Genomic DNA, 19,747 nt, shown 5'->3' on the forward strand with positions numbered 1-19,747 from the left:
AGAGGATGGGTCCGGCCGTCCGGGACGGACCCATGAGGACCGAGGTGAGATGAAGAAGGCGCACGAGGAGGAGTTCACGGACTTCGTCCGTGGCGTCTCCCCCCGCCTGCTCACCTCGGCGTGGATGCTCAGCGGCGACCCGCACGTCGCCGAGGAGCTCGTGCAGGAGGCCCTGGCCCGGGTCTATGCCAACTGGCGGCGGACCCGGGGAGACAACCCGACGGCCTACGCCCGGCGGGTCCTGGTCAACCTCCACACCGACCGATGGCGCAAGGGTCGCCGGGAGACACTCACCGACAGCGTCCCGGAGTCGGCGCTGCGCGCCGCCCCCGGGCCGGAGCATCGCGTGGACCTGGCCCTCGACCTGGCCAGCGCCCTGCAGGGGCTCCCGCGCCGCGAGCGTCAGTGCGTGGTGCTGCGGCACTACCTCGACGTGTCCGAGAAGGACGCCGCGGCCACGCTCGGCGTCTCGACCGGCACGGTCAAGAGCTCAACGTCCCGCGGGCTGGCCGCACTGCGCGCCGCCCTCACCGAAGGGGAACCAAGCCATGTCTGACCAACTCGACAACTCCGCTGAGCCGGAGCAGTGGGCGCCCGTGGACCTGCTCGAACGGGCTGACCAGCTGTCACCGCAGATGTCCCTCGATCCAGGTGCGGTCCTGGCCGCGGGGCGCCAGAAGGTGCGCCGCCGCCGGGCGCTCGCGGGGGGCGTCGGAGCGCTGGCTCTGGCCGGGGCCGTGGGTCTGGGCGGCGTGCTGGACCCGTTCACCACCGACGCCCCGATGGTCCCTGCCGCGGTCGACTGGGCGCAGGGACTCTCCGTCGAGGTGCTGGACAACCAGCCGCACCCCAGCGAGGTCGGCCGGACCCACTGGCAGGGGGAGCTGCGCAGCGGCGAGGGCGATGCCCGTCCCGATCTGGTCGTCACCAAGGACGGTGTGCAGCTGGACCCGATCCAGGCGGAGGACGGACCGGGGGACGTGCTGGTCTACCGGTCGGGCACCCTGGTCGTCGCAGTCTGGGCCTCACCGGCCGGCAGCACCGGTGAGCGGCCCCTGTGGAACCCCGGGTCGGAGTGGGGCCAGGGTGGTGACTTCATGGTCGACGGCGCGCGACTCTGGTATGCCAGCACCGAGTTCGTCGAGAGTGCCGACCCAGGACTCCAGGAGCTCTACTGGTTCAGCGAGGACGCGGGACACGCGGCCAGCGGCGCACCCGTGGAGAGCACCGTGCTCACCGCGGGGGACACGCGCGCTGTCGTCATGATCGACGAGGCGCGGGGCGTCTGGGGCACCAGTGCCCGAGCCACCACCATCGACGGCAACGTGCACATCGGCGACCTGGTGTCCGGCGCCGGCACGACCGGGTGGCTGTCGGGCCCGGTCGTCCCTCCCCCGAACGGTGGTCCCGCCCCGGAGCCCGCCGACGTCGTGCCCACCACGATCGCGGTCCTGCCCCCGGGGGCCACCCTGACCCCGAGCGACTCCGCCACGACCGAGGTGGTCCAGGGAAGGATCGGGTCCCACACCGTGGTGCTGGCCAGTGACCCCACGCTGACTGGGTCCGTGCCGCAGATCGAGTATGCCGTGGGAGACCAGACCTACAACCTCCAGTCCTTCATGGAGTCCGGTGCGCGCACCCTGGAGGTGGGTGACGTGAGCGTCCAGCTCAGCGGCACCCCGGACGGACTGCAGCTCTTCGTCGCACCCGGACGCTCCACCGTCCTGCCCAACGACGCGCTCGAGGAGGGCGGTGCCGTCCTCACCGCCGTCGCGGGCGGCCGGCTGCTGGTGGTGCCGGGCTGGGAGCCCGCCGATCTCGACGACGTGCAGGTGCAGGTGACCGGCGACCCCGACGGCTGGGTCTCACCTGAGGGTGCCTACGCCGGGCAACTCTTCGACGGCACCCCGTTCGTCGCCCTCGCCCTCGACGAGGGCGTGCTCGCCGAGGGCGAGACGGTGCAGGCCGTCGGTGTCGCCGGGGGTGACACGGTCGCCCCGCACGACCTTGAGGAGGGGGTGCACCTCAGCGCCCTGACGCCGTAGAACGCGGGTGAACCACCCCGGCGTGCACGCCCCGGGAGGACCCCAGCGCGCGGCATTATACGAATGGCCCTAGCCGTCGACACCCCGACCACCCTAGGATGGTGGGTAAGCAATGAGTGCGCGGACGGCAAGGGACATGCCATGGCGACGTATTCAATTGAACAAATCTTCCAGGTGGCCCTGGATGCCGGATTCACTCCGAGCCAGGCCGCGACGTGGACGGCGATTGCGCTGGCCGAGTCCGGCGGCCGGGTCGACGCGGTCAACGACCAGGGCGAGGACTCCCGGGGGCTGTGGCAGGTCAATATCGACCCGGGCGTCCGCACCAACGAGTGGGGCAACCTCGCGGACCCGCGGGTCAACGCGCAGGCCGCCTACGAGATCTCTCGTGGCGGGATCGACATGCGGCCGTGGACCACGACGCACGACAGCAACCGGGGGACCGCGCACGACTACCGGACCTACCTGGATGACGTCGAGGCGGCCGTGGGGGTGCCGGGCAATTGGTCCGGGGTGTCGGGCTATAACGCTCCGGCCCCCACCGGTCCGTGGCCCGAGCCGGAGGTGGCTCCGGGGTTCTTCGCCCAGCGGACCACAGCAGCGCAGCACGTCCAGCAGGACGCGACGACGGCCTGGATGACGGGCGCCCGGCAGACCGACACCGACGGCGACGGCCTCATCGACGCGCTCGAGGTGGCGGCCGGCTCCGACCCGACCGTCGCGGACACCGACGGGGACGGGCTGAGCGACGCGATCGAGGTCGGGGTGCTCGGCAGCGACCCGACCTCGGTCGACACCGACGGGGACGGGCTCTCGGACGCCTATGAGTACCTGCAGGGCACCGACCCGACCCGCTCGGACACCGATGCCGACGGCCTCACCGACGCGGCCGAGCTCCGGTACGGCACCGACCCCCTGCAGCAGGACGCCGGCGAGGGCGTCCACGCTCCGGAGGTGCCCGTCGGGCAACTGCCCGGTATGTCGACGCCCGGTATGCCGACGCCTGGCATGCCGACTCCCGGTATGCCGCCGGGTGGGGTCGTCCTGCCCGCGCCCCCCACCCAGTTCTCGGGTGGCGGGCCGGACGTGGTCCGGGTGACCTACCACCCCGCCGGAGGCGACACCGGCGCCTCGACCCTGGCGGCGACCAACGGCGGCACGACCTGGGCGGCCCCCTCCACCGCCGTCGACGGCTTCGTGGATGCCGCACTGGACCAGTTCGGCGACCCCTACGTCTTCGGGACTGACGCTGAAGGGCCCGACCCCGAGCAGTTCGACTGCTCCAAGCTCACCCAGTGGGCCGCCGAGCAGGTGGGTGTCGAGATCCCCCGCACCTCGCAGGGGCAGTACCTCGACCTCAAGTCCCAGTCCGCAACGATCTCGGTGGAGGAGGCGCTGCACACCAAGGGTGCCCTGTTGTTCTACTTCCCCTACGAGCCGACCGGCGGACCCCGGCCACCCGGCGCCCACGTGGCGATCAGCCTGGGCGACGGGCGCACCGTGGAGACGACCCCGGGCACGGGCGTGGCCGTCATGGATGCCGGTGACCGGTTCACCCACGCCGGGATCGTCCCCGGGCTCAGCGACACGGCGGCCCTGCCCGCCGCCGGGGCCTTCCTCCCACCCGTCGCGCAGCCGGTGGAGCCGGCCGGGGCGGGATACGACCTCATCGACGCCGGGCTCCCGCCCGACCAGTCACGGGACTCGGACGGGGACGGCCTGACCGACGCGTTCGAGGCGCTCGCCGGCACCGACCCGATGTCGGCCGACACCGACGGCGACGGCCTCAGCGACGGCTACGAGGCGATGGTCTCCAAGACCGACCCGCTCAGCGCCGACACCGACGGCGACGGTGTCTCGGACGCCCAGGAGCTGATGGACGGGACCGACCCGGGCACGCTGCCGGGGATCGCCGGTGTCGTGGGCCGGGGCGAGTTCGCCGAGAACATCCGGGACGGCTTCGTCGACAGCGACGGCGACGGGCTCTCCGACACCTTCGAGATCCGCACCGGACTGGACCCCACCTCGGCGGACACCGACGGAGACGGGCTCTCCGACGCCTGGGAGGTGGCGACGGGCAGCAACCCACTGCTCGCCGACTCGGACGGTGACGGGCTCACCGACGGGTTTGAGCAGACCGCCGAGGTCAGCGATCCGGACTGGTCACCATGATGCCGGCGTCCGTGGGGGCGGACGCGGTGACCGTGCCGTTCAAGACCCAGCCCCCCAAGCCCGTCGGCCTGGCCCGGGCCAGGCTGGAGGACGTCCTCCTTGGTCCTGACGCCACCGGGACGGCGCTGGTCGTCGCGCCGCCGGGTGCGGGCAAGACCACCCTGCTCGGCAGGGTGGCGGCAACCTCCGGAGCCGCCGCGTGGTACACCGCGGCGGTCGAGGACCACGCGGAGTCCGCGCTCGTCCGCTACCTGACGCGCGCCCTCCTGGGCGAGGACGCACCTCCTCTCCCACCGGACGCGGGCATCGACGCACTGCTCGCGGCCCTGGGCGACGGGCCGGCCACCGGCGGACAGCTGCTGGTGATCGACGACGTGCACGAGATCGCCGGCACGGCGGCCGAGGACGCCCTCGAGCGCTTCCTGCTGCTGCGTCCCGGGTCCGTGCGGGTGCTCCTCGGGGCGCGTCGACCGCCGTCGTTCAACACGACCCGCATGCTGGCCTCCGGCGACCTGGTCGAGCTGTCGGGGGACGACCTGCGGTTCCGTTCCTGGGAGGTCGAGGACCTGTTCCGCAACGTCTACGGCGAGCCGCTCAGCCCCGAGACCGCGGCCCTGTTGTGCCGCCGCGTCGGTGGTCTCGCGGCGGCCCTCCAGCTCTTCCACCTCTCCGTCCGGAGCCTGACCCACGTCGAGCGGGAGGCCGAGGTGGTCCGTCTGAACGGCCGGTCACGACTGATCCGGTCCTACCTGACCCGGACGGTGCTCGACGGACTCACGACCGAGCGCCGCCAGTTCCTGCTCCGGACCTCCCCGCTGGGCATCCTGGACGGCGCGCTGTGCGACGCGCTCCTCGACCGGGCCGACAGCGGGTTGGTGTTGCGTGGCCTGGAGTCCGACCAGATGTTCACGACGAGCCCCGACGAGGGCCTGACCTACCGCTACCACCAGGTGCTCCGGGACCACCTCGAGGTGGTCCTTGAGGACGAGCTGCCGGTCACGGAGGTGACCGCGCTGCACGCGGGTGCCGCACGGCTGCTGGAGAGGGCTGGCCACCACAGCGAGGCACTCCGCGCCTACAAGCGGGCCGGTGACTGGGGCGCGGCCGCGCGGCTGGTCCGCGAGCGCGTCGGCGTTGCGGACCCGGACGTCGGGGCCTTGAGCACGGGTGACCTGCGCCCCGCGGAGCAGAACGACCCCTGGCTGGCCGTGGCCCGCATCCGCCGGCTGCTGCGGCAGGGGTCGATCGACGACGCGCTGCTCTCCCTCCGCCTGGTCGAGGCCGCGGCCGACGACCCCGATCTGGCCGACTACTGCGCGCACGAACGGCTCAAGGCCTCAGCGTGGCTGGGCAACCGTGCCACGACGGTGGACGTCGCGAGCACGCCGTTGGGTGCGGTGCGCGCCCTGACCCGCACCCTGCAACCTGCCGGTCTCCCGGTCGATGAGGACCGCGAGTGGGGCCTGGTCTCGACCGTCGGGCACCTGCTGGCCGGTCGGCTGGTCGAGGCCCGGCTCGAGCTCGATCGCGTCTATCCGACCTTCATGGAGGGGACCTGGCCCAGGCTGGCCGCTGGGATGCTCGGCACCCTGCTGGAGGTGGGCACCCCCCTGCAGCGGGGGCAGTGCTGCGCGACCCTGGAGAACCTCAGCCTGGCCGCCGATGTCGAGGGGTATCCGTGGCTGGCGCGGGTGGCGCAGGGGCTGCAGGCGTGCCTGGTGCTGGAGACTGCTGGACAGTCCTGGCGGATCGACGCCTGCCGCAGCGCCATCAGCGCCTGCCAGCGGGACGGCGATGCCTGGGGCGAGCTGCTGGTCCGGGCCCTCACCAGCGTGGCGCTGGCCCGGCAGGGGGAGCATGCCGAGGCTCGCCTCCACCTGGACCATGCGGCGGCGACCGCCGTGGCCCTCGATGCGCCGGTGCTTGAGCTGTGGGTGCGGGCGCTCACCCTCGCGGTGACGGCGGCGGCCGAGGACGCGCCCGCGCTGCCGCTCGACCGCACGGTGACCGGGCTGGCGCGGCAGGTGGGGCTCGAGGACGTCACCGCACTCCTGGCCATGTGCCGGGTCGCCGTGCACCGCAACACCGCCCACCCCGTGGCGACCGGGACGATGCGGTCCGGGCAGCAGTGGGTGAAGTGCCTGGGCGGCTTCCGGCTGCACCACGGCACCGACATCGATCTGCAGCCGCTGCGGCCCCGGGCCCGCCTGGTGCTGATGCTGCTGGCCATGGAACACGGCACCGACGTGCACCGGGAGCGGCTGATTGACAGCCTGTGGCCCGGTGCGCAGCTCGCCACCGGCACTCACCGGCTGCAGGTCGCCGTGTCCAGCATCCGGCGGCTCCTGGAGGACCACGGCGTGCCGGCGACGGCCGTCCAGCGGCACGGCGACGCCTACCGGCTGGAGCTGCCGGGTGCCCGCCTCGACGTGCACCTGCTCGAGGAGGGCATCGCTGCTCTCGTGCGGGCCACGCGTGATGCTGACCCGGTGCCGATGGCCGACCGCGCGGCCGAGCTCCTGCAGCTGTATCAGGGGGACCTGCTGCCCGAGGTCGGGGCGGCCGACTGGGTGGTGGACGAGCGGGACCGGCTGCGGCACGGCGTGGCGAGCGCCCTGGCCTCGTCGGCGGCCGCCTGCCTGGATCAGGGACGGCCGGATCTCGGGTTGTGGCAGGCCCGTCGCGTGGTGCAGCTCGACCCCCTGCGGGACACCGCCTGGCTGGTGCTGGCCCGCATCCAGCAGCAGCTGGGCGACCACAGTGCGGCGCAGGTGACGCTCGCCGAGCACGCCCGGGTCCGCGACCTGGTCAACGTGCGGGTGCTGGACCCCACCGCGATGTCGCCTCCTAGGACCTCAGCTCGACCTGCCGCAGCACGTGCGCGGGCGTGACCGCCGCGACGACGGCCTCGACCCGTTCGCTGTCCAGCGGGTCCCCGGTGCTGGCGGCACCCACCCGCACCGTGACCGAGGGCACCGGGTCGCCCGGCAGCGGCGCATGCGGGTCCGTGGACCAGGTGGACCCGCCGGACTCCTCGATGTCGGCGGTGGCGCCGAAGAGCGCCTCCAGGGACAGCTGGACGCCCAGAGGGGTGCCGAGCCACCCCTGCAGGTCCACCGCGGACTGGAGCAGCTCGCGCTGGCGCTCGACCGGCATCTGTGCCTGGAGCGCCATGCCGACCCACCTGGCCAGCCAGGGCACCAGGTCGTCCGGTGCCGTCGCCAGGTCGAGGTAGGCAGGCAGGTTGTCGAGGGTGCCGATCACCGGGGCCAGGACCTCGTCGAGCCCGGCGCAGAGGGCCTGGGCGAAGAGGTCCTCGGCATAGAGCCCGGGGAGCGTGTCGCCCAGGGGGTGGGGGGTGGCCAGGCCGGGGACGGTGCCGCGCATCAGCGCACCCGGACCTGGTGCTCGTAGGAGTACACGAGCGAGGTGGGGCCGAGCTCGACCCGCTGCACCGGCTTGTCCCGCCGGCCGGTGCCCGGCTCGGCGGGGAACAACGACACGGTGATCTCCTCGGACATGTCCACCCCGGGGACGTGGGCCAGCGTCGCGTGCAGCTCGTGGGCCTGGACATGGCGGCCGAATGGCCAACCGGTGCCGGCGGGGCCGCCGTGGAGTGGATGGAAGTGCTGGTAAAGCGCTCGCAGGACGGCCTCACGCACCTCCTGCGGGTCGTGCTGCGGCAGGGCCGTCACGCTGACGACCGCGGTCACCCACACGTAGTCCGGTGGGCTGACCAGGATCCGGGTCCCGATGAGCCGCCGCTTGTCCAGGCTCTCGCTGATGCGCTCGAGCATCGCCTGCGGCGGATCGAGCTCGGCCCGCTCGACGCGGCCGACGAGGTCGCTGGAGACATGCGGGACGATGAGGAGCCGGACTCCGCCTGCCTCCTCCGGCGTGTGGCTGGTCACGCACTCCACCCGTGCGACATCCGGCGCGACCTCGAGGGTGAGCTCCACGAAGTCCTCGGCCGTCACCGCCCGTCCGCGTGAGCGAAGCAGCATCGGACCCCGGACCTTGGCGTCCTCCAGGGTCTCCGGGTCCGCCCCGCCGACCGCGGCCGACCGGTTCTCCACCCGGCCGACGTAGGGCACGCTCGACTTCAGCACCCGGATCTGGCCGGAGGCCACGTTGCCCCGGCGGCCCCCGCCGCACCGGTAGCCCAGGATCCGCACGGCCGCACCGCGGGGCGGGACCGCGCCGTAGTAGCGCAGCCCGCCGTCGGCCTGCCGGACGGCCGGGCCGAACTGGATCTCCCCCGCATACGCGTCGAGGCGGAAGTGCCGGTCGTCGGGCTCGGAGGCCGCGAAGTGGGCGACCTGCTCCCACCGCTCCGCGCCGGAGTCGGTGATCACCTCGAGCACCACGGGGTCGTCGGCCGGCAGCACCGGGCGCCGGTTGAGCATCATCCGTTGGCCGGGGGTGCCGTCGGAGCGACCCAGGTCCTCCTGACCGATGACCTCGGCGTGCAGGAAGCCGGTGGTGCCGCCCACGGTCATCGCCTCGATGCCCATGACCCGGGGGGAGGCGGTGTAGGTCGGCTGGTCCGGCTCGGCCTCCACGAGCCGGCAACGCAGCCAGCCCGCCCGGTGCCGGGCGATCACCGACGCCTGGTGGTTGTCGGGCACGTGCAGCACGATGTCACCCGGCCGGTTCAGACCGCCGGTGCCGTCGCTGTCCACCTGGCAGGGGACCCACTCGCTGCCCTGCCACGCCTCCCACACCAACGGCGGCCGCCGCGGGTCGACCCCGACACCGGCCACGGTGCAGTCCATCCGCAGCAGGACGGCGCACGAGGGCACCGCGTCGGAGAGCCCCACGAGCAGCTCGTCGCCGACCTCCGGGGTGCGGGAGAAGGCGGCGAAGCCCTGGTCGCTGTCCAGCGTGCGAGTCGTCTCCGAGGGGTTCTTGTCCAGCGGCCGCACGGCCGAGTGCGCGAACGAGCACGGCAGGATCTCCAGGTCCTGCAGGGTGGTGAAGACCAACGCCTCCTGCAGGTCGGTGCGTGGTGTCGCCACCTGCGATCCGCCCCGCACCAGCACCGTCTGTGGCTGCGGCGCCGACAGCCAGAAGGTCACCGCACCCCGTGCCGCGGCCGCCGACCGGAGCTCGACACCGATCATCTCCAGGAACTTCACATAGTTGCGGTCCGGCACCCGGTTGAGCCGGTAGATCAGCTGGTCGACCATCTGGGCGAACGCCTCGATGAGGGTCACCCCCGGGTCGGACACGTTGTGGTCGGTCCACTCGGGGCAGCGCTGCTGGACCAGTCGCTTGGCGTCGTCGACCAGCTGCTGGAAGCGACGGTCGTCCAGGTCAGGGGCTGGGAGTGCCACGGGTCACCACCTCTTCCTACTCGGGCACGTCGGGGGTGTCAGGGATCACGTAGAACGGGAAGACCAGGTTGCGGGGGTCGTTGTCACCGCGCAGCGTGTAGCTGATGTCGACATACAGGGTGCCCTCGGCGTGGGCGTCGAAGCTGACGCCGACGTCCAGCAGGTCCACCCGCGGCTCCCAGCGCTCGATCGCCTCCCGCACGTCCTGGGACACTCGCCCGGCCGTGGTGGAGTTCGCCGGCCCGAAGACGTGCTCGTGGATCCGGCAGCCGAACTCCGGGCGCATCGGCCGCTCACCGGGCGCGGTGCCCAGGATCAGCCGCAACGACTCCTGGATCTCCCGCTCCCGGGTGACCAGCGCCACCCGGCCGGTGGGGTCCACCCCCAGCGGGAACGCCCAGCCGGCACCGACGAAGTCGATCCCGCCGTCGAGGTGACCAGTCATCGTGCTCATCCTCCGATCAGCACCGTCGGGAGGCCCATGACGATGGGCGCTCCGCACGCGGACATGTCGCCCATGCGGGCCGCCGGCAGGCCGCCGATCAGCACCGTCGGGCAGCCGGGCGGGATGATCACGGTGGGCGGGTGCGGGGTCGGCCCCGGGAAGGAGCAGATGTGCTGGGTGCCGACGGTCGCCGCGGGCTGGCCGCCGATCAGGACGGTGGACACACCGGGCGGACCGATCACGCCGGGGTGCCCCGTGGGGTCACCCACCCGGGCTGCTGCGGGCACGTCTCCCGCCTCCTTCAGTATGTCGTGAGCGCGGGTGCTCCGTGCTCGTGGGCTGGTGCGTGGGTCGGGTCAGTTGATGCGGACAAGGGCTCCGGAGATGGCGCAGGTGGCACCTCCCTTGACCTCGGTCTGGGTGCTGCCCTCGAGCTTGGCGGTGAGCCCGGTGAGGTTCAGCTGGGTCTGGGCCTTGACCGTCACGCTGCCCCCGCTGCTGCTGAGGTCGACCCCGTTCTGACCGGCGATGGTGATCTTGCCGCCCTTGAGGTCCAGGTTGCTGGTGGCCGCGTCGACCACGATGCCCTGGCTGCCCTCGATCAGCACGGTGCCGTCGCTGTGCATGGTGATCTTGGTGCCGGCGGCATCGAGCGTGAGCATGAGCTTGTCGTCCGCGGTCTGGATGGTGACCCCGTCGGCCTGGCCCTTCTGGTCGAGCAGGTCGATGTGGTGGCCCAGCCGCGACACCATGGAGCGCCGGTTGACGGCGCCGCTGTTGCCGTCGACCAACTCCGGTCCCTTGGCGGGGAGCTTGTCCACGCCGTTGTAGAGCCCGCCGAGCACATACGGTCTCCGGACGTCACCGAGCTCGAAGTCGACGAGGACCTCGTCACCCACCTCCGGCATCACCAGCCACCCCCGGTCCAGGCCGGCCCCGGCGTGGACCGTCCGCGCCCAGGGCGAGACGTAGGTTTCGTCCAACCACGGCATCTTGACCCGGACCCGTCCCATCTTCTCGGGGTCCTTGACATCGGTGACCTGCCCGATGACCGGACCGCGCGGGCCGGCGGGAGCCGCGCCGGAGGCTGCGAGCCCGAGCATCGTTCGGTCGTTCCGGCCGGACACGGTGAAGGTCGTGACATAGCCGGAGGTGGCGTCGAACCGGTGCCGGGTGGAGGTGACGGTGTACTTGCCGTCGAAGGGTTCGCCCAGGCCCGCCAGGGTGACGGCGCAGTTGGCGGCGAGCTCCGGGTTGCCCAGGACCACGCCCTCGACCGCTGCGAAGCTCCCGGCGACCTCCTTGGCCAGCGACCTGGCCGCGCCGGCCACCTCGGCCTGGACTCCGAACGGCACGTCGGTGGACACGTACGTCTTGTTGCCGAAGATCCCGGCGAGCTTCGTGGCGTCCACGTCCGGCAGGTCCACGGTGTCGGTCTTCGCGGGTTCGGTGGCGGTCAGGGCCTTCTTGGTCTTCACGTCCCAGCCGCGGACCTCGACCTCCTTGACCTGCTGGGCGGAGGTGATCACCGTCCGCACGCGCAGCAGCTCGTGTCCGAGCCGGAGCGCGAGCGGCACGCGGCGGCCCGGACCGCCGGGCGCGGGAGCCGAGGAGGCTTCCTCGGGCAGACCCAGGTGCACCTTGCCCTCTCGGACCCACAGGTCCATGCCCTCCTCGCGGGCCAGCGCCTCGAGGAACTCCCAGTCCGTCTGCCCGCACTGGGAGACCTGCTCGTACACGGTCTTGGTGGCCTGGAGCCGCCCGACCTTGAGCTTGGCGCGATTCACCACGGTGGCGACGATGTCGGACGCGGTCATCTGGGTGTAGGCGGCAGTGCTCCGGCCGTGGAACAGCCGGTGGGCCGGGTCGTAGCCGCGGATGACGGTGAACGTGCCGGCCGAGTCGAACTCGGCCTCGATCGCGGTCACCTCGCCGACCATCAGCAGCGTCGGGGACTGGCCCTCCACGGTCTGCACGGAGATCGTGACCTCGGCGCCGATCGCGGCGCCGCTCTTCTTCACGACGGTGCGGCCGACGTCGCGGAACCGGAGGGTGAACATGTCGGGCAACCGCTGGCTGTCGTCGACGTAGGCCTCGGTGAGCAGCCCGGCGATGTCCTGGGGCAGGGCCCCACCGTTGACCTGGATCTGGCAGGTGCTGCTGATCGGCATGGTCAACTCACCCCCAGCTCGGCGGGGGTCGGCAGCAGCAGCCGGGTTCCGCTGCGCACCCGCAGGGGGTCGTCGATGCCGTTGAACGCGGCCAGGGGACGCCACATCGTGGGGTCGCCGTACTCGGCGTAGGCCACCGACGCGAGGCTGTCGCCGTCGACCAGCTGGTGGGCGCGCCGGACCGACCGCCCCCCGGACGTCGGGTTCTGCCGCCACTTCGCGACGGGCATCTCCTCCAGGGCGACCTGGCAGAGGGCCCGGATCGGGGTGCCGGTGGAGCTGAACAGGGTGTACTTCGCATTCACCGAGGTGATGAACGCCGCGAAACTGGTGACCTCGCCCCAGTGCAGAGCGACCAGCGGCGGGGAGGGCTTCTCCTTGCCGGAGCTCTTCTCGGTCGGGGTGCAGCAGGCGAACAGTGTCTCCACGGTGGTGACCACGCTGGAGTCGTGGGTCGCCGTCGCGTCCAGGAACATCTCCAGGGTCATCTTGCACGGCTCGGCGCCGGTGAACTGTGGCGGCCCCGCCTTCTCCGCACCGGTGGCCGGCTTGCGCTCCCACTTGGCGGCCTTCTGGATGGTCAGTTCCTTGGGGTTGAACTGGAAGGTGATCTCGGCCAGCTTTGTGCCGACCTTGGCGGTGGTCCCGTCCGAGGCGGGCTGCAGCTCGTAGATGATCAGCTTGGCCCGCTCCAACTGGGCGCGCGACTCTCCGGTGGCCATCTTCTTGTCGGCCGGGACCGGCGGGACGAGCGGTGCCTTCCCTGCCGCGGACACGACCAGTGCCATCGCTGAGGACATGGTGCTCACGCCCTCCCGACGGTGAAGCCGTGGTGGGCCAGCTCGATGGTCTCGGTGGCCGCCTTGGGCGAGTCCGCGGACAGGCTGGGCCCGGTCCACCGGACCGGGATGACCCCCTGCAGGGTCCACGTGGTGACGACCTTGCTCTCGGCGGTGAGCGCCCGGATCGTGGCGCCCACCGGCTCGGTCTTCTGGATGATGTTGTTGATCCAGTTCACGACCTTGTCGGTGTCCTGGCAGATCGGCCGGGACAGTTTGATGTTGGAGTACTTCACCCGGGTGGGCAGCTGCCACACGAAGCCGTTGTTGCCGCCCTCCTCGCGCTGCTCCATCACCAGCTCCATGCCCAGCCCGTCACAGCTGATGAAGGCGCCGAGGTCGTCGCCGCCGACCTGCACGCTCCAGCACGTGGTCACCGTGAGCAGCTGCTCCGTCATGTCCTCATCCTCACCGTCGCAGGTTGACCATCAGGCCGGACCGTTCCCGGTCCAGCCACAGCTCGGTCTTCAGTCGGGCAGTCAGCGGCTCGTAGAGCCGCTCGACCAGTGCGTCCAGGGCCCGGCCGGACGGCAGGCTCTCCTCGGGGTCGGCCGGCGCCCGGCTGGGTGTCTCTCCCGACTCCGTGGTGGCGGAGGACTCCGTGACGTCGTCCGCGCGGATCTGCTGCGCGGACGAGCGCTGCAACTGGACCTCGGTGAAGCCGGAGGACGCGGGCCCCGGGTCCTGCGGGCTGGCCGCCTGGGTCGGGTCGGGCGCGGGCGTCGGTCCAACGCCGTGGTCGTATGCCGTGCGCTGGAGCGGGAGGTGCGCCATCCGGTCTGTGCCGGTCACGGTCCGTCTGGTGCCGGGCACCTGGCCGGTAGGCCCGGACAGGGGTAGACCGATGCCGAGCCGGGGACCGCGACCCGGAGCAGCTGCGGAGTCGCTGGGGGTGGCGTGAGCGGGATTGAGACCTTCGGTGAATGGGTCAGTCCTGAGAGGGCTTGTCGCGAAGGGGCCTGTCGTGAATGAGCCGGTGGTGGACGGGTCGGTGGTGGTGGAGGGGGCGGCGACGGTGAGGTCGTCCGGGGCACCGGAGAACATGCGGCTCAGGGGGACCAGCGTCCGCGGGCGCGACGGACCGGAGGCGTCGGGTGCGTGGCTGAGCCGTTGCACCGGGTCCGCTGCCCGCCAGGTCGTCACCGGTGCTCCGACACGTAGGGCCGCACGATGACGGTCGTCGTTCGTGCGCGCGGGGGACGCACCGTCCGGCACGTCGGCCCCGAGGGTCTGCAGGCGGCTCAGCGGGTCCGCCTGACCGGTGAGTGGCGCCTCGACCGGGCGGGTGGCGAGCGGAAGCCGCTGTAGCGGCATCAGGTCCTCCGGTGTCCCGGGCACGAGATCACCGTGGCCGAGATCGCCGTGGCCGTGATCGCCGTGGCCGTGATTGTCGGGACCGTGATTGTCGGGACCGTGATTGTCAGGACCGAGACTGTCGAGGCCGAGACTGCCGGCGACGTGTTCTCCCCGCGGCACCAACGGATCAGCGTCACCCGTCAGGGGCACCTCGACGCTCTCGACGTCCGCCGGAGGTCCTGGATGCTCCGAATCCAGTTGGGCTCGTGGCTCCGGGTGCATCGTTGGTTCCGGATGGGCTGGTGGTTCCGGGCGCACTGCTGGTTCCGGGTGCCCAGCTGGTGCCGGGTGGCCAGCTGGTTCCCGATGCAGAACTGGTTCCGGGCGGGTTGGTGGCTCGCGGTGCGCTGGCAGCTCGAGCTGCACGGGCAGCTCCCAGTGCCCCGGCCTGGCGGAGGTCGGGGTGTGAGGTGCGGAGTGCCAGGTGGTGTCACCGCCGGCGAGGCCACGGGACTGGGGGCTCTCGACCGGGCTCGTGCCGGCACCAGGAGCTGGGGCCGCGGTGGTCTGGCGGCTGACCACGGGGTCGGGTGTCGGCCGGGCCGAGTGCCCCGTCAGCGACTCGGTGTGCCCGGTGAGGGGTGCCTGGCTGGAGTCGACCGACGAGCCCGCGACCACCGGGCCGTCAGCCGACGGGTTTGCGCCCGACGGGTCGGTGGGGGAGGCGTGCCGGCTGACGACCACCTCTGGCCTGGATCCGCCCGTCGGGGGACCCGGGGTCGGCACCGGCCCCGGCAGGGGCGTGGGACCGGCTGGGGCAGGGGCGGCGCCCAGACCTGCTGGTGTTGCCGCGGGGGGCGCCGCGGGCGGGATCAGTGGGTCGGCCCCACCGGTCAGGGGGACCTCCACGGCGTCGCTCCCGATCGAGTCCGCCGCGGGTGTGATGACGGCTTCGCCGCTGTCGGGGTCGGGCCCGGGCACGTCGGCCGTGCCCGACTCCGGCGCGGCCCCGGCCCGCTCGGTCGGCCCGGATGGGGCGGCCAGCCTGCTGAGGGTGAGCTCAGGCCCGTCCGCCCGCGGCGCGGGAAGTGGGCCGTCGCTGTCGACCGTGCTGGTCAGCGGCTCCGAGTCGCCGGCCAGCGGGCCCACGCCCGACGCTGAGCCCACGGCCGACGGTGAGTCCGCCCCCGACGGTGAGCCCACGCCCGACGGTGAGTCCACCCCCGATGGTGAGGGTGGTTCTGCAGGCTCGCCCGGCACTCTTGTCGCGGTGTCGTCCGTCGACCCCACCTCACGAGCCGATACCTCGGCATCGGGCAGGACCGGGTCGGGAGCATCTGGCGGTGGCGACTCGCCGTCGGCGGGTGACGGGACGGGCGCACTGGCCCCCCGCGGAGGAGCGGTCGAGTCCTGGGCGCCGGAGGCGGACTGGACCGCAGAGGAAGTCTCCCGGCTCACCGTCACGGCCGGGGTGTCAGCGGGCGCAGAGGTGATCGCAGGTGCAGGGGCGACAGGGGAAGGTGGCTCGAACGGCTGGGTGTGGGCCTCGGAGGGCTGCGACCCCGCGGGAGCGTTCTTACCGGTCATCGGGTCGGCAGCGCGGGAACGCTGCACGAGCGGCGGGCCGACCACGGTGCGGTATTGCCGGGTGCCGGTCCCCGGGTCCTGCGGCGGCACAGCGCTGCGCTGGATCGGCAGCGGCGATCCAGCGGCCGGCCGCGGCGCACCGAGCAACGGGGTCTCGGTCGCTGGAGGTGCCACCGGGTCTTCGGTCTCGGTCGCTGGAGGTGCCACCGGGTCGTTGGTCTCGCTCGCTGGAGGTGCTCCAGCGTTGTCGGTCTCGGCTGCTGGAGGCGGCACCGGGTTGTCGGTCTCGGCCGTCGCGGGCTCGGAAGGAGCCGTCGGAGGGTCAGAAAGGTCCTGACGCTCCGACACCTCCTGAAGCTCGGCGTCGGCGGGGGACTCGGAGACTTCCTCCCGGGGTAGCGTGGACGTGACGACCGGGGTGGGGAACGGCTGCACCGGGGGGAAGTCGAGACGCAGCGGGGCGGAGTCCGGTGGCGCGGCCGTGAGCCGACCGAGTGTGAGCGGCGGTAGGACCGGCGCGTCCGTGGCGGAGGTACCCGTGGCAGTGGTGATGGTTGGGGAGGGCGAGCCCCAGGGACCGGGGAAGTGCTGCACGGTGTGGGCAGGCTGCGCGCGTGGCGGGTGCGCCCCATCGGGCCCGACCACCAAGGGGGCGGTGGCGGAGCGTTGCACCGGGGTGCCTGCCCTGACCAACCCCTCGACCTGGCCCGCTGGTCCGGTGGAGCTGCGCAGGTGGCTGAGGGGTGCCAGGAAGCGGGGGTCCTGCTGGGTGCGGAGGTCTCCGGTGAACCGGTCGAGCGGCGCCATCGGCTCGATGGCCCGGGTGCTGCGTTGCATCGGCGCCAGGGCCCGCCAGCCCGGGTCGGTGGATCGAGCGACTCGGTCGGACCCGTCGACCGGTGGGGAATCCGCCGGGCTCGCGGAGGACGCGACCGGGCTCGTGGAGGACCCGCCCGGACTCGCCGAGGAGCCGACCGGGGTCGCCCGGCCGGACCGCCACCTCTCGGGCCACCAGCCCATGGCTCAACCCCCCTCGCTGATCCGCCGGTTGATGTTGCCGATCTCGGTGACGAACCGTTCCCGCTCGGCGTGCTCGAGGTCGAGAATGTCCTCGCGCGACCAGTGGAAGTGGTAGGCGACGTACGCGACCTCCTCGTAGAGGCGCTCGGGCGCGTACGTCACGATTCCCCCAGGCGACCACCGGCGATGTCCACCTCGAAGGACTCCTTGCACGACGGGCAGGTCACCGCGGCACGGGTGTGACCCTCCTGGTTGATCCGCCGGTAGAGGTCCTGCAGGAACGCCAGGTCAGCGGCGAACAGCTCCTGGATGATCTCGGCGTGGACGTTCTCGATGCCCCCGATCCGGGTCACCACCCGGCCCAGCAGCACCACGGTCAACCAGGCAGGGTTCTCCCGGACGCGGTCGTCCGTGAGGGGGACCAGCTCGTCGCGAGCGGTGGCCAGCCGCATCACGCCGTCGCGGTGGACCGTCCCCTCGCCGTCGACGTAGCCCCGCGGGAGCACGAAGGAGAACTCGGTGCGGAACTCCTCGCGCTCCGCCCGGCGGCTCTCCCGGCTCGCGCTGATGTCCTCCCCGGAGTCGGGCCGCTCGTCAGCAGGGGCAGGGAGGACCGCCGAGCGGCGCATCACTCAGCCTCGAGCTTCTCGTAGGTCATGACGAGCTTCTCGGTCAGCACCGAGGTGTCGCCAGCCTTGAGGGTGCTCATCTCCAGGCTCTTGGGCCACGCGTTGGTGAAGTTGTAGCGCGCGACGGGCTGGTTCTCGTAGTCGTAGAGGATGACGGCACCGCCCTTGCGCACGTCAGCCATCTTCCCGAGCTGCGAGTTCTTGATCCAGTCCTTGAAACTGTTGTCCGCGTTCAGCGGCCGGGTCACGGTGAGCTCACCGGCCTTCCACCGACCGGGGATCTTCTTGATGACGTAGTTGCCCTTGGTGTCGTTCTGCTTGAGCTCGACCACGTCCTGTTCCATCTTCAGGCCGCTGATCTCGGTGATGTGCTTGATCTGGATCCCGTCGACCTCCAGGCCGAAGGAGTAGCCGACGCCCGCGTCATTCTCTGGCAATGGCATGGTGTGTCACCTCTCGTATGTCGTGGTGCTGGGTGGGTGCTCGGGTCCGGCTACTCCGACACCAGGCTGGTGCCACCGGAGAACTGGGAGAGCCGGAAGATCACGAACTCGGCCGGCTTGACCGGGGCGACCCCGACCAGGCAGACGACCTGCCCCGCATCGATGCCCTCGGCCGGGTTGGTCTCGTCGTCGCACTTGACGAAGAATGCCTCGTCGGGAGTGGACCCGAACAGGGCACCCTTGCGCCACTCGTTGACCAGGAAGGCGCTGATGGTGCGGCGCAGCTTGGCCCACAGGGCCTGGTCGTTCGGCTCGAAGACGGCCCAGTTGGTGCCGTTGAGGATGCTCTCCTCCAGGTAGTTGAACAGTCGCCGGATGTTCACGTAGCGCCACTCCGGGTCCGAGGACAGGGTGCGGGCGCCCCAGACCCTGATGCCCTGCCCGGGGAAGGCGCGGATGCAGTTGATCCCCACCGGGTTGAGCAGGTCGTGCTCGTTGCGGGTGATCTGGGTCTCCAGGCTCACCGCGCCGCGGACGACCTCGTTGGCCGGCGCCTTGTGCACCCCGCGGGTGTCGTCGTTGCGCCCCCAGATGCCGGCCAGGTGGCCAGAGGGCGGCATGAAGGTCATCTGTCCGGTGATCGGGTCTGGAGACTTGATCCACGGCCAGTAGAGGGTGGCGTAGGGCGAGTCGTAGCCGGCGGCCTCGACGCGCCACTCCTTGATCTGCTGGGCGTTCAGCCCGGGCGGCGCGTCCAGGATGGCCATCCGGTCACCCATCAGCTCGCAGTGCGCGATCATGCCCAGCTGGACGGCCTGCACCGTGTCCAGGTCGATGGCGCCCTGTTGGTAGGCGCTCATCAGGTCGGGGACCGACAGCATGGTGATCTCGTCGACCGACTCCAGACCGGCGAAGCCGGTGCGCTCGGAGACGTCACCGACGTAGTCGTCGGCGTCGATGTTGGCCGGCACTGCGGCCGGGGGCGGCGGTGTGGCCAGGGCCGTCTCGCCGGACTCCGGGCGGGCGAGGGAGCCGCTGCCGGCGTCCTCGATGGTGATGAGCTTGGACGCGGCGTTGACCACCGTCGCCACGTTGGCCTTGCCGGACTTCAGGGTCGCCCGGTCATACTCCTCGACGACCTTGCCGTCGCGCTTGACGACGAGCTTGAACATGTCGTCGCTGGGACTCTCGCCCCCGGCGTCGGAGACCTCGACCGCGATCGACTCATCCTTTGCGGCAGGGTCGAGGGCGCGGATGGTGATGCGCCCGAGGGTCGCCTGGGGTCCGGGCGCCAGCTCGGGTGGGGCGTCCTTGGACCGGGAGGAGCCGCGCCCTCCGGCGCCGTTCTCGTGGCCGATCCGCACGACGTAGCAGTTGCCCCCGCCGTTGAGGAAGTATCCCTGGACGGACGTGGCCAGGTAGGAGCCGGGGATGAAGCCACCGAACGTCGAGGTGAACTGTGTCCAGTTGCTCACCAGCGTCGGCTCGTTGAACGGTCCCTGGGCCGCCAGGCCCACGAACGCGGCGACTGCCGTCCCAACGCCCTCGAGCGGCTTGGAACCGGCTGGCACCTCCTCCACATAAACGCCTGGGGAGAGGTATGTAGGCATGGGCCCTCCTTCATCAGATGGTTGCTAGCCAGCGTGCTGTGGTCTGCGGCATGGCGATAGGGCCACGTGGACGAAGCCGGGGGCAGGGTCGGCTGCCTCAACGGGAAGATCGATGGTGGGTCCGGAGAACCCGGCTCGGCTGCCCGTTCGCGCA

General features: G+C 71.7%; 17 protein-coding genes. 5 read left to right on the forward strand and 12 right to left on the reverse strand.

Features of this window, described 5'->3' with window-relative positions:
* The first annotated feature begins 49 nt into the window (after window positions 1-49).
* The 4 genes from MWU75_RS12950 (at window position 50) to MWU75_RS12965 (ending at window position 7,108) form a co-directional block, all read left to right on the forward strand.
* Window positions 50-556 carry a SigE family RNA polymerase sigma factor gene (locus MWU75_RS12950; RefSeq protein WP_247091345.1) on the forward strand — a complete coding sequence of 169 codons (507 nt, stop codon included), beginning with the start codon at window positions 50-52 and terminating at the stop codon, window positions 554-556.
* The gene (locus tag MWU75_RS12955) at window positions 549-2,045 is read left to right on the forward strand and encodes a hypothetical protein (RefSeq protein WP_247091349.1); all 1,497 of its coding nucleotides are present in this window, start codon (window positions 549-551) and stop codon (window positions 2,043-2,045) included. The genes MWU75_RS12950 and MWU75_RS12955 overlap by 8 nt, the downstream gene beginning before the upstream one ends.
* A gap of 141 nt (window positions 2,046-2,186) precedes the next feature.
* The gene (locus MWU75_RS12960; protein ID WP_247091351.1) at window positions 2,187-4,217 is read left to right on the forward strand and encodes an NlpC/P60 family protein; all 2,031 of its coding nucleotides are present in this window, start codon (window positions 2,187-2,189) and stop codon (window positions 4,215-4,217) included.
* Window positions 4,214-7,108 (forward strand): BTAD domain-containing putative transcriptional regulator, encoded by a 2,895-nt coding sequence (locus tag MWU75_RS12965; protein WP_247091353.1) that lies wholly within the window; start codon window positions 4,214-4,216, stop codon window positions 7,106-7,108. Before MWU75_RS12960 ends, MWU75_RS12965 begins: the two co-directional genes overlap by 4 nt.
* Here MWU75_RS12965 and MWU75_RS12970 read toward each other — a convergent pair.
* From MWU75_RS12970 to MWU75_RS13005, 8 genes are all read right to left on the reverse strand, one after another.
* Window positions 7,065-7,604, reverse strand: a complete 540-nt coding sequence (locus tag MWU75_RS12970; RefSeq protein ID WP_247091355.1) for a phage tail protein — start codon at window positions 7,602-7,604, stop codon at window positions 7,065-7,067. The genes MWU75_RS12965 and MWU75_RS12970 overlap by 44 nt on opposite strands.
* Window positions 7,604-9,553, reverse strand: coding sequence for a putative baseplate assembly protein (locus tag MWU75_RS12975; RefSeq protein ID WP_247091357.1), 1,950 nt, complete (start codon window positions 9,551-9,553; stop codon window positions 7,604-7,606). Before MWU75_RS12975 ends, MWU75_RS12970 begins: the two co-directional genes overlap by 1 nt.
* Window positions 9,554-9,569: 16 nt before the next feature.
* The gene (locus MWU75_RS12980; protein ID WP_247091359.1) at window positions 9,570-9,998 is read right to left on the reverse strand and encodes a GPW/gp25 family protein; all 429 of its coding nucleotides are present in this window, start codon (window positions 9,996-9,998) and stop codon (window positions 9,570-9,572) included.
* 5 nt (window positions 9,999-10,003) lie between these two features.
* Window positions 10,004-10,285, reverse strand: coding sequence for a PAAR domain-containing protein (locus MWU75_RS12985; protein ID WP_247091361.1), 282 nt, complete (start codon window positions 10,283-10,285; stop codon window positions 10,004-10,006).
* Between the two features lie 69 nt (window positions 10,286-10,354).
* A complete protein-coding gene (locus MWU75_RS12990; protein ID WP_247091363.1) occupies window positions 10,355-12,169 on the reverse strand; it encodes a VgrG-related protein in 1,815 nt (604 codons plus the stop codon).
* Between the two features lie 2 nt (window positions 12,170-12,171).
* A complete protein-coding gene (locus MWU75_RS12995) occupies window positions 12,172-12,969 on the reverse strand; it encodes a peptidase M23 (protein WP_247091579.1) in 798 nt (265 codons plus the stop codon).
* A gap of 5 nt (window positions 12,970-12,974) precedes the next feature.
* Complete coding sequence (locus MWU75_RS13000) at window positions 12,975-13,406, reverse strand: phage tail protein (RefSeq protein ID WP_247091365.1); 432 nt, start codon at window positions 13,404-13,406, stop codon at window positions 12,975-12,977.
* 10 nt (window positions 13,407-13,416) lie between these two features.
* Window positions 13,417-13,800, reverse strand: a complete 384-nt coding sequence (locus tag MWU75_RS13005; RefSeq protein ID WP_247091367.1) for a hypothetical protein — start codon at window positions 13,798-13,800, stop codon at window positions 13,417-13,419.
* Between the two features lie 378 nt (window positions 13,801-14,178).
* Here MWU75_RS13005 and MWU75_RS13010 point away from each other — a divergent pair, with 378 nt between their 5' ends.
* Window positions 14,179-14,316, forward strand: coding sequence for a hypothetical protein (locus MWU75_RS13010; RefSeq protein ID WP_247091369.1), 138 nt, complete (start codon window positions 14,179-14,181; stop codon window positions 14,314-14,316).
* 2,598 nt (window positions 14,317-16,914) lie between these two features.
* On the opposite strand, the gene MWU75_RS13015 is transcribed toward MWU75_RS13010, so the two are convergent.
* Genes MWU75_RS13015 through MWU75_RS13030 form a run of 4 tightly spaced genes read right to left on the reverse strand, consistent with a single transcriptional unit; the run spans window position 16,915 to window position 19,593 of the window.
* Window positions 16,915-17,073 carry a DUF6760 family protein gene (locus MWU75_RS13015; protein WP_247091371.1) on the reverse strand — a complete coding sequence of 53 codons (159 nt, stop codon included), beginning with the start codon at window positions 17,071-17,073 and terminating at the stop codon, window positions 16,915-16,917.
* Complete coding sequence (locus MWU75_RS13020; protein ID WP_247091373.1) at window positions 17,070-17,540, reverse strand: hypothetical protein; 471 nt, start codon at window positions 17,538-17,540, stop codon at window positions 17,070-17,072. Before MWU75_RS13020 ends, MWU75_RS13015 begins: the two co-directional genes overlap by 4 nt.
* Complete coding sequence (locus tag MWU75_RS13025; protein ID WP_247091375.1) at window positions 17,540-17,983, reverse strand: phage tail protein; 444 nt, start codon at window positions 17,981-17,983, stop codon at window positions 17,540-17,542. Before MWU75_RS13025 ends, MWU75_RS13020 begins: the two co-directional genes overlap by 1 nt.
* Before the next feature lie 50 nt (window positions 17,984-18,033).
* A complete protein-coding gene (locus MWU75_RS13030) occupies window positions 18,034-19,593 on the reverse strand; it encodes a phage tail sheath subtilisin-like domain-containing protein (protein ID WP_247091377.1) in 1,560 nt (519 codons plus the stop codon).
* Between the last annotated feature and the right edge of the window lie 154 nt (window positions 19,594-19,747).

The organism is Ornithinimicrobium sp. F0845 (genome assembly GCF_023015765.1).
In the GTDB taxonomy this organism is placed as follows: domain Bacteria; phylum Actinomycetota; class Actinomycetes; order Actinomycetales; family Dermatophilaceae; genus Ornithinicoccus.

Excerpts from the sequence above, each read along its gene's own strand:
- MWU75_RS12950 (WP_247091345.1), top strand. The coding sequence starts at position 50 with ATGAAGAAGGCGCACGAGGAGGAGTTCACGGACTTCGTCCGTGGCGTC.
- MWU75_RS12955 (WP_247091349.1), top strand. The coding sequence starts at position 549 with ATGTCTGACCAACTCGACAACTCCGCTGAGCCGGAGCAGTGGGCGCCC.
- MWU75_RS12960 (WP_247091351.1), top strand. The coding sequence starts at position 2,187 with ATGGCGACGTATTCAATTGAACAAATCTTCCAGGTGGCCCTGGATGCC.
- MWU75_RS12965 (WP_247091353.1), top strand. The coding sequence starts at position 4,214 with ATGATGCCGGCGTCCGTGGGGGCGGACGCGGTGACCGTGCCGTTCAAG.
- MWU75_RS12970 (WP_247091355.1), bottom strand. The coding sequence starts at position 7,604 with ATGCGCGGCACCGTCCCCGGCCTGGCCACCCCCCACCCCCTGGGCGAC.
- MWU75_RS12980 (WP_247091359.1), bottom strand. The coding sequence starts at position 9,998 with ATGACTGGTCACCTCGACGGCGGGATCGACTTCGTCGGTGCCGGCTGG.
- MWU75_RS12990 (WP_247091363.1), bottom strand. The coding sequence starts at position 12,169 with ATGCCGATCAGCAGCACCTGCCAGATCCAGGTCAACGGTGGGGCCCTG.
- MWU75_RS12995 (WP_247091579.1), bottom strand. The coding sequence starts at position 12,969 with ATGTCCTCAGCGATGGCACTGGTCGTGTCCGCGGCAGGGAAGGCACCG.
- MWU75_RS13000 (WP_247091365.1), bottom strand. The coding sequence starts at position 13,406 with ATGACGGAGCAGCTGCTCACGGTGACCACGTGCTGGAGCGTGCAGGTC.
- MWU75_RS13010 (WP_247091369.1), top strand. The coding sequence starts at position 14,179 with ATGACGGTCGTCGTTCGTGCGCGCGGGGGACGCACCGTCCGGCACGTC.
- MWU75_RS13020 (WP_247091373.1), bottom strand. The coding sequence starts at position 17,540 with ATGCGCCGCTCGGCGGTCCTCCCTGCCCCTGCTGACGAGCGGCCCGAC.
- MWU75_RS13025 (WP_247091375.1), bottom strand. The coding sequence starts at position 17,983 with ATGCCATTGCCAGAGAATGACGCGGGCGTCGGCTACTCCTTCGGCCTG.
- MWU75_RS13030 (WP_247091377.1), bottom strand. The coding sequence starts at position 19,593 with ATGCCTACATACCTCTCCCCAGGCGTTTATGTGGAGGAGGTGCCAGCC.